This window comes from Mycobacterium sp. TH-M82 (assembly GCF_057473605.1).
Window position 1 is genome coordinate 1 of sequence record NZ_JBYCKY010000516.1, and the last position, 8,051, is coordinate 8,051.

At 67.1% G+C, this 8,051-nt stretch carries 8 protein-coding genes and 1 pseudogene; 2 read left to right on the forward strand and 7 right to left on the reverse strand.

Annotated features, from left to right (window positions below):
* The coding region (locus AC2VON_RS15915; RefSeq protein WP_486953821.1) for an FAD-dependent oxidoreductase at positions 1-196 on the reverse strand (196 nt) is incomplete at its 3' end.
* Positions 197-272: 76 nt separating this feature from the next.
* Between AC2VON_RS15915 and AC2VON_RS15920 the strand changes: the two genes are divergently transcribed.
* A complete protein-coding gene (locus AC2VON_RS15920; RefSeq protein WP_486953822.1) occupies positions 273-950 on the forward strand; it encodes a TetR/AcrR family transcriptional regulator in 678 nt (225 codons plus the stop codon).
* On the opposite strand, the gene purH is transcribed toward AC2VON_RS15920, so the two are convergent.
* The 4 genes from purH to AC2VON_RS15940 all read right to left on the reverse strand — a co-directional run bounded on the left by purH (position 947) and on the right by AC2VON_RS15940 (position 5,523).
* Complete coding sequence (gene purH / locus AC2VON_RS15925; protein ID WP_486953823.1) at positions 947-2,530, reverse strand: bifunctional phosphoribosylaminoimidazolecarboxamide formyltransferase/IMP cyclohydrolase; 1,584 nt, start codon at positions 2,528-2,530, stop codon at positions 947-949. The genes AC2VON_RS15920 and purH overlap by 4 nt on opposite strands.
* Complete coding sequence (gene purN, locus AC2VON_RS15930; protein ID WP_486953824.1) at positions 2,527-3,156, reverse strand: phosphoribosylglycinamide formyltransferase; 630 nt, start codon at positions 3,154-3,156, stop codon at positions 2,527-2,529. Before purN ends, purH begins: the two co-directional genes overlap by 4 nt.
* Positions 3,157-3,282: 126 nt before the next feature.
* Positions 3,283-4,614: a cell division protein PerM gene (locus AC2VON_RS15935; RefSeq protein WP_486953825.1), complete on the reverse strand. Its 1,332-nt coding sequence runs from the start codon at positions 4,612-4,614 to the stop codon at positions 3,283-3,285.
* A 48-nt stretch (positions 4,615-4,662) separates the two neighbouring features.
* Positions 4,663-5,523, reverse strand: a complete 861-nt coding sequence (locus tag AC2VON_RS15940; protein ID WP_486953826.1) for a DUF5336 domain-containing protein — start codon at positions 5,521-5,523, stop codon at positions 4,663-4,665.
* A gap of 138 nt (positions 5,524-5,661) precedes the next feature.
* Here AC2VON_RS15940 and AC2VON_RS15945 point away from each other — a divergent pair, with 138 nt between their 5' ends.
* Positions 5,662-6,510 (forward strand): LLM class F420-dependent oxidoreductase, encoded by an 849-nt coding sequence (locus AC2VON_RS15945; protein ID WP_486953827.1) that lies wholly within the window; start codon positions 5,662-5,664, stop codon positions 6,508-6,510.
* A 19-nt stretch (positions 6,511-6,529) separates the two neighbouring features.
* On the opposite strand, the gene sucD is transcribed toward AC2VON_RS15945, so the two are convergent.
* Both sucD and AC2VON_RS15955 read right to left on the reverse strand, forming a co-directional pair.
* Positions 6,530-7,444: a succinate--CoA ligase subunit alpha gene (gene sucD / locus AC2VON_RS15950; protein WP_486953828.1), complete on the reverse strand. Its 915-nt coding sequence runs from the start codon at positions 7,442-7,444 to the stop codon at positions 6,530-6,532.
* Positions 7,445-7,448: 4 nt separating this feature from the next.
* Positions 7,449-8,051 (reverse strand): annotated as a pseudogene (locus AC2VON_RS15955) (ADP-forming succinate--CoA ligase subunit beta); the annotation flags it as partial.

An 8,051-nucleotide genomic window follows, 5' to 3' on the forward strand; every position in this document is an offset into this window, starting at 1 on the left:
ACCGGAACCCCAGGGTGAACATGTCGGAGTCCGAGCGAATCCCGGGGTAGCGGAACAGGTCCCAGGTGCCGCCCAAGTCGTCGCGGCGCTCCAGAACGGCGTAGCTCTTGATCGGGCAGCGATCCTGCAGATGCCAGGCGGCGCTGATACCGGAGATGCCGGCGCCGACGATCACAACGTCGAGATGCTCAGTCATGACACCACGCTATCAACACGGTGTTGGCTTAGTCAACGTGGTGTTGAGATTATCTACGCCGTGTAAACTGGCCGTCGTGGCCGGCCCAATTCAGACGCACGCGCGTGGACGCCGCTCGGCACGTCCATCCGGTGACGACCGGGAACTGGCAATCCTGGCCACCGCCGAACGGCTACTGGCACAGCGGTCGCTGGCAGATGTCTCGGTGGACGATCTGGCCAAGGGGGCCGGCATCTCCCGGCCCACGTTCTACTTCTATTTCAAGTCCAAGGACGCCGTGCTGTTGTCGCTGCTGGAGCCGATGATCGCGCGGGCGGACTCCGAGTTCGACGGGGCGGTGCAGCGGCTGCCCGCCGACCCGCGCGGGGTGTGGCGCAGCGGGATCAAGGCGTTCTTCATCGCATTCGACGCACATCGCGCGATCGCCCGCGCCGGCGCCGAGGCGCTCGCGGCGAGTCCGGAGTTTCGGGCCATCTGGAACGGTCACATGGCCAAGTGGATCGAGCAGACCGCGGCCTTGATCACCGCCGAACGGGATCGCGGCGCGGCACCGGACACCATCCCCGCCCGGGACCTTGCGACGTCGCTGAACCAGATGAACGAACGCACCATGATGACGACGCTGGCCGGCGAGCACCCGGCGGTGGAACAGGACCGAGTGGTCGACACGCTGGCCCACATCTGGGTCACCAGCATCTACGGCGAGACCGCCCGACCTCAACTGAGCGCGCTTGAAGAAACCAGCTGCTGCTAGTGCGCGAAATGCCGAGCACCGGTGAGGTACAGCGTCACCCCGGCCTCCGCGGCGGCCGTAGTCACCTGTTCATCGCGGACCGAGCCGCCGGGATGCACAATCGCGGACACTCCGGCTGCCGTCAGCATCTGCAGCCCGTCCGGAAACGGGAAGAACGCATCGGAGGCCGCGACTGCGCCGCGCACCCGGGCGCCCCCGCGCTCGACCGCCAGCCGCGCCGCGTCGACCCGATTGACCTGTCCCATGCCGATACCGACGGTGGCCCCGTTCGCGGCGACCACGATCGCGTTCGACTTGACCGCGCGGCAGGTCCGCCAGGCGAACGACAGATCCGCCAGCATCGGCGGATCCGCCGGCGACCCGCTTGCCAGGGTCCAGTTCGCCGGGTTGTCGCCGGGCGCATCCAACGTGTCACGTTGCTGGACCAGTAGCCCGCCACTGAGCTGACGCAGCTCTGCTCCGCCGCGCAGCGGCTCGGGTGCAACCAGCACCCGGATGTTCTTCTTGCGCGCCAGCACATCGACAGCGCCCGGAGCGTAGGCGGGCGCGACGATGACTTCGGTGAAGATGGCGCTCACGCACTCCGCCATCTCGACGCTCACCTCGGTGTTGGCCGCGATCACCCCGCCGTAGGCGCTTTGCGGATCGCACTCGTGCGCCTTGCGGTGGGCGTCGGCGACGGAGACCGCTGAGACGGCGATTCCGCAGGGATTGGCGTGTTTGATGATCGCCACACAGATCTGCTGGTGATCGAAGGCCGCCCGCCAAGCCGCGTCGGCGTCGGTGAAGTTGTTGTACGACATGCCTTTTCCGTGCAGTTGATCAGCCTGCGCCAGACCGGGCCACGCACTAGGGTCGTTGTACAGTGCCGCCTGTTGGTGCGGGTTCTCGCCGTAACGCAACTCGGACGTGCGGTGATAGGTCCGTCCGATCCACTCCGGTAGGACTGGGGACGCCTCTTCCGGCGTCAGGGTCGACGACATCCAGCTCGCGACCGCGACGTCGTACTCAGCGGTGTGCCGAAACGCCAGTGCCGCCAACCGCTTCCGCTGATCGAGCGTGAACCCGCCGGCGGCCACCGCCACGAGCACACCGTCATACCCAAGCGGATCGACCACTACCGCGACACTTGGATAGTTCTTCGCCGCGGCTCGGACCATCGACGGGCCACCGATGTCGATCTGCTCGACGCACTCATCGACAGCCGCACCGGAATCCACGGTTTCGCTGAATGGATACAGGTTGACCACCACGAGTTCGAAGGGTGCGATCCCGAGTTCGGCCAGTGCCGCCCCATGCTCGGCTTTGCGCAGATCGGCGAGAATACCGGAGTGTACCCGGGGATGCAGCGTCTTCACCCTACCTTCAAGCACTTCCGGAAATCCGGTCAACTGCTCCACCGGCGTCACCGGAACTCCCGTCGCAGCAATCGCTTTCGCGGTAGATCCGGTGGAGACGATCTCGATGCCCGCCGCGTGCAAGCCACTGGCCAGCTCCACCAGTCCAGTTTTGTCGTAGACACTGACCAGCGCCCGGCGTATCGGCCTTCTGGAAAGATCCCGGTCGCCATCGCCACTCATCCTATCGTCGCCTTTCGTCCGGTCCAGGTCACGCCGTGGGTCGCCAGCTCGGCTAGCACGTCCACCAGGAGCTTGCGCTCCACTACCTTGATACGTTCATGCAGGACGCCTTCGTCATCGCTGTCGAGCACCGCGACCGGTTCCTGGACCAGGATCGGCCCGCTGTCCGTGCCGGCGTCGACCAGGTGCACGGTGCAGCCGGTGACCTTCACCCCGTAAGAGAGTGCATCCGGCACTGCGTGCGCCCCTGGGAAGGCCGGCAGCAGCGAAGGGTGGGTGTTGACGACCCGCCCGAGGAACTGGGAAAGAAACTGCGGTCCAAGAAGTCTCATAAATCCGGCGGAGACCACCAGATCTGGGGAGTGTTTGGCGGTGGTATCGGTGATAGCGGCATCCCAGGCCTGCCGGTCGGGGTAATCAGCCGGCCGGACGGTGAACACCGGCAGCGCGGCGGTGCCGGCGATCTCGGTGGCCCGGCAGTCGCGATCTGCGCCGACTGCGACCACCCGAGCCGGGTAGTCACCCACGGCGGCGTCGAGCAACGACTCCAGCAGTGACCCGGTTCCCGAGGCCAACACCACCAGCCGGGCCGGTGCGCTCGGGGGCACACGGATCGGTCGCACCACGCCACGAGCCTAGTCCGGCGACGATGCGCGCCCGAACGGCACGCTGAGGAGCCGGACAATCAAGCACAGTCCGGCGACGATGCGCGCCCGAACGGCACGCTGAGGAGCCGGTGTAACCTCGCGATGCTAGGGTGACCGTTCGTCGTGGGCCGGGCCGGTTTCGTCGTCGCCGGTACCGAAAGCGTCGTCATCGGTGAACATCTCATCTTCGGCGTCCTCGATCCGCTCGGCCGGTCCGCCCGCTTCAGCCGGCTCGACGGGTTCCGGAACGCGTTCGGCCCCACCCTCCGGCGTCGCCACCACGACTGCCGGCGGTGTCGGCGGGGCTGCGAGCCGGTGGCTGATGCCGCCGGCCATCGCAACCGTTACCGCACCGATGACCGCGAACCATCCGAAGACCGCAATTCCAAAGGTGGACTGGTCCACCCCGACGTCGCCGAAGTTACCCAGCCGGCCACCTCCGGCATAGGCGAGCAAGGCCATCGTCAGTGCCGCAGCTACCGCTGCGACCAGCAACTTCGCCATCGCTGAGATTAGGGGCAATGCGCGCCGCGCACACTGCTGCCCGACCGCAACGCCAGAGGACGCGGCGATGATCAACAGCGCCACCCATGCCGGCCCCAGCGGTGGGGTCGGCGCCGCGGCCAGGATCGGCAGCGCCGGGATGTCGCCGCCGAGGACCGTGAAGGAGCTGAACGTCGCGAATCCGAGATGTGCACTGGACCCCACCGCCATCGCCGTGGTGCCGACGATCACGTTGGGTATGTACAGCATCGACATCAAGGTAAGGCTGAACTGACCGAATGCCGAGTCGGTGATCCCGTAGAGCTCGTGCATGGTCGCCCAGTGCAGCATCAGAGATCCGGTCGTCACCACACCGGACAACCCGACCAGCGCCAGAACGCCGGCGGCGGCGGCGCGTAGCGAGTCAGCCAGCCAGTCGGGCAGCGGTGGCGCCGACAGCACTCGTCGGCCTACCCGCGAACCCACACCGATCGTCGCGCCGATCGCGTGGACCACCAGAACGTGCGCGAAGGCCCCTAACGCGCTGGGCGTCTGCAACTCGGTGATCACCGACGCCGCATCGTGGATGATCGCCAACGCGATGGCCGCAACGAGTAGCGGTCCGCCCACCGCGCACGCCACGATCCAGCGGATGACGAACCAGGAGGCACTGGCGGCGGTGGCCTGTGCGGTGGTGCGCGCAGTTCCGGCCACCATCAACAGCACCGGAAGCAGCGGGAGCACCCCCAGTTTCCGGCCGCCGATCGAGATCGGCACCTGATGGACACCCAGCCATATGCTGGCAATCGCGCCCGGTCCCCCGGTCATGTCGCTGTTGGCGATCAGCAACTGCAGCAACGTCACCGCAGCGATGGTCACCAAGGCCACCACGGCCGGGCCGAACGCCACCCGCACCAAGTCGCGTGCCGTGCCTGCGCTCGCGCTGTCCGCCACCGGTGTCAGGTTTCGTGCACGCGGTTAACGTGGCGCATGGGCGCCCCGTTAGGGCTGCGTAGGCTCTGACGGGGCAGAAGACGAGGTCTGGGGATCCTGGGGACCCTCGCCGCCCGGTTGCTGGCCCTGGCCACCCTGCGACTCTTGGCTGCCGGTCGCGGAACCACCGGTGGGCGGCGGGCTGAAGCTGGGAAACCCGGTCGGCGGGGTGGGTGGGCCCTGCTGGTGGGTGTGTTGTGGCCCGGCGCCGAATCCACCAGTCGACGGCACCGACACCGTTCCGTATCCCCCGGATGGGTAGCCGCCGTATGACGGGTACGCGGACTGCTGCGGGGGCTGGAGTCCGGTTGGTGGGCCCGGCTGGCCGTAATACCCGCTACCCGGCGGCAGCCCGTACTGCGCATACGGGTCGTATTTCGGTCTCGCGACGGGGGCGGTGACAATACCGGCGTCCAGCAGCAGCACACTGGTGGCCGCGACGGCCTGCCCGACGATGAAAGCCAGCACCAGCCACAGCGCCCACCCGACCGAATAACCGTTGTCTCCCGCGGAGACGGTCCGTTTTATCGCCAGCAGCGCTGCCAGCACCGCGAGCACCGCGACGATGGCCGTGTAGTTCCTTGCTTTGGGTAGCAAGCCGACCATGGCCAGCAGTGCGGCCAGCACGGCTAACAGCACGGCTGGCCCGGCGTTGCCGGTCAACCCGGCAATCCCGCCGCCGTTGAGCGTCAACATCTGCCCGAAGCTCGCCAGATAGGTGGCCAGCCCCAGCACCGCGACCACTGCCTGTAGGTACTGCGGCAATCTACTGACGCTGTCGGCGGGCTTGGCGAATGACGGATTCGAGGCTCCGTAGGAACCTGGCGGTTGCGCAGATTGATATCCGGGACTACCGGGCGGGTAGCTCATAGCGTCTCCTGTTTTGGTCCTGCGCTGTTCGGGTATGGCGGCGCGGCTCGTCCGTCCACGCTAGCGCACGCCCTCATCGGTGCGGTCACGCCTGGCCCGCGGTTGCTTGGCGCACTGACACACGTTCTAATCACCGGCATGGACTACGGGCTCGTGCTGTTCACCAGTGATCGCGGTATCACTCCGCCGGCGGCCGCCAAGCTCGCCGACGACCATGGCTTCCGATCGTTCTACGTGCCCGAACACACCCATATACCGGTGAAACGCCAGGCCGCGCATCCGACGACCGGGGACGCGTCGCTGCCCGACGACCGTTATCTGCGCACCCTGGACCCGTGGGTCAGCCTGGGTGCGGCGTCTGCGGTCACATCGCGGGTCCGGCTGGCGACCGCGGTGGCGCTGCCGGTCGAGCACGATCCGATCACCCTGGCGAAGTCCATCGCCACCCTCGATTATCTGTCCGGTGGGCGGGTAAGCCTCGGCGTCGGGTTCGGCTGGAACACCGACGAACTCGCCGACCACGGCGTGTCGCCGGGGCGTCGGCGCACCATGCTGCGCGAGTACCTCGAGGCGATGCGGGCGTTGTGGACCAGAGACGAAGCCACCTACGAAGGGGAATTCGTCAGCTTCGGCCCCAGCTGGGCCTGGCCCAAGCCGGTGCAGTCGCGCATTCCGGTGCTGGTCGGTGCGGCCGGCACCGAGAAGAACTTCACCTGGATCGCCCGCAGTGCCGACGGCTGGATCACCACGCCGCGCGACATCGACATCGATGGGCCGGTCAAGCTGCTGCAGGACATCTGGACGGCCGCCGATCGCGACGGGACACCCCAGGTGGTGGCGCTGGATTTCAAGCCGATCCCCGACAAGCTGGCGCGCTGGGCCGAACTTGGGGTGACCGAGGTGCTGTTCGGACTGCCGGACCGTTCCGCGGACGAGGTCACCGGCTACGTGGAACGGTTGGCCGGCAAACTGGCAACCCTGGCCTGAGGTCTGCTTCGCGGGACAGCTACCGGCCCTGCAGGATCCGGCGGGCCAGCGCGGCGGTCTCCGACGGGGTCTTGCCGACCTGAACGCCGGCCGCCTCCAGCGCATCCTTCTTGGCCGCCGCGGTGCCCGACGAGCCGGACACGATCGCACCGGCGTGCCCCATCGTCTTTCCCTCCGGAGCGGTGAACCCGGCGACGTAGCCGACCACCGGCTTGGACACGTTCGCCTGGATGAACTCGGCGGCGCGTTCCTCGGCGTCGCCGCCGATCTCACCGATCATCACGATGACCTGGGTGGCCGGGTCCTTCTCGAATGCCTCGATGGCGTCGATGTGGGTGGTGCCGATGATCGGATCGCCGCCGATTCCGATCGCCGTGGAGAAGCCGAGATCGCGTAGCTCGTACATCATCTGGTAGGTCAGGGTGCCGGACTTCGACACCAGCCCGATGGGCCCCGGACCGGTGATGTTGGCCGGAGTGATGCCGACCAGGGACTCGCCGGGGGTGATGATGCCCGGGCAGTTGGGGCCGACGAGCCGGGTCTTGTTGCCGTTGGTCCCCCCTTTTTTCAGGTTGTAGGCCCACGCGTATGCGCTGTCCTGCACCGGAATTCCCTCGGTGATCACCACCAGCAGACTGATCCCGGCGTCGATCGCCTCGACGATGGCATCCTTGGCGAACTTCGGTGGCACGAAGATGGCCGACACGTCAGCGCCGGTCTCTGCCATCGCCTCGGCAACGCCGGCGAACACCGGCAATTTGATGAGCCTTCCGCCTTTGTCTTCATGTGTGACAGTGGTGCCGGCCTTGCGCGCGTTGACGCCGCCGACGATCTGGGTGCCCGCCCGCAGCATGCGGGCGGTGTGGATGGTGGCTTCGCTACCGGTGATGCCCTGGACGATGACTCGGGAGTCCTTGTTGACGAAGATGGACATCGCCTTACCCGTCCTTTCCGGCCCCGACCAGCATGGCCAGCTCGGCGGCTTTGTCAGCGGCCTCGTCCATGGTGTGCATGAGCGTCACCAGCGGATGGTCGGCTTCGGCGAGGATCCGCCGGCCCTCGTCGACGTTGTTGCCGTCGAGCCGGACCACCAGCGGCTTGGTCGCGTTGTCGCCGAGCATCTGCAACGCCTCAACGATGCCGGTGGCCACCGCGTCGCACGCGGTGATACCACCGAACACGTTGACGAACACACTCTTGACCTGCTTGTCGCCCAGGATGACGTCCAGCCCGGCAGCCATCACCGCCGCTGATGCACCGCCGCCGATGTCAAGGAAGTTGGCCGGCTTGACCCCGCCGTATCTCTCCCCGGCGTAGGCGGTGACATCCAGCGTGGACATCACCAGGCCGGCGCCGTTGCCAATGATCCCGACCTGTCCGTCCAGCTTGACGTAGTTCAGACGGTGCTCTTTGGCCTTCAGCTCCAGCGGGTCGGTGGCGTCGCGGTCTTCGAAGGCGGCATGGCCGGGCTGGCGGAAGGCGGCGTTGTTGTCCAGAGTGATCTTGGCGTCCAGGGCCAGAATCTGGTCGTCGGGGGTGCG

Bases quoted from the DNA above. Each gene is read 5' to 3' on its own strand.
- purH (WP_486953823.1), bottom strand. From the start codon at position 2,530: ATGAGTGGCGATGGCGACCGGGATCTTTCCAGAAGGCCGATACGCCGG.
- AC2VON_RS15940 (WP_486953826.1), bottom strand. From the start codon at position 5,523: ATGAGCTACCCGCCCGGTAGTCCCGGATATCAATCTGCGCAACCGCCA.
- AC2VON_RS15945 (WP_486953827.1), top strand. From the start codon at position 5,662: ATGGACTACGGGCTCGTGCTGTTCACCAGTGATCGCGGTATCACTCCG.
- sucD (WP_486953828.1), bottom strand. From the start codon at position 7,444: ATGTCCATCTTCGTCAACAAGGACTCCCGAGTCATCGTCCAGGGCATC.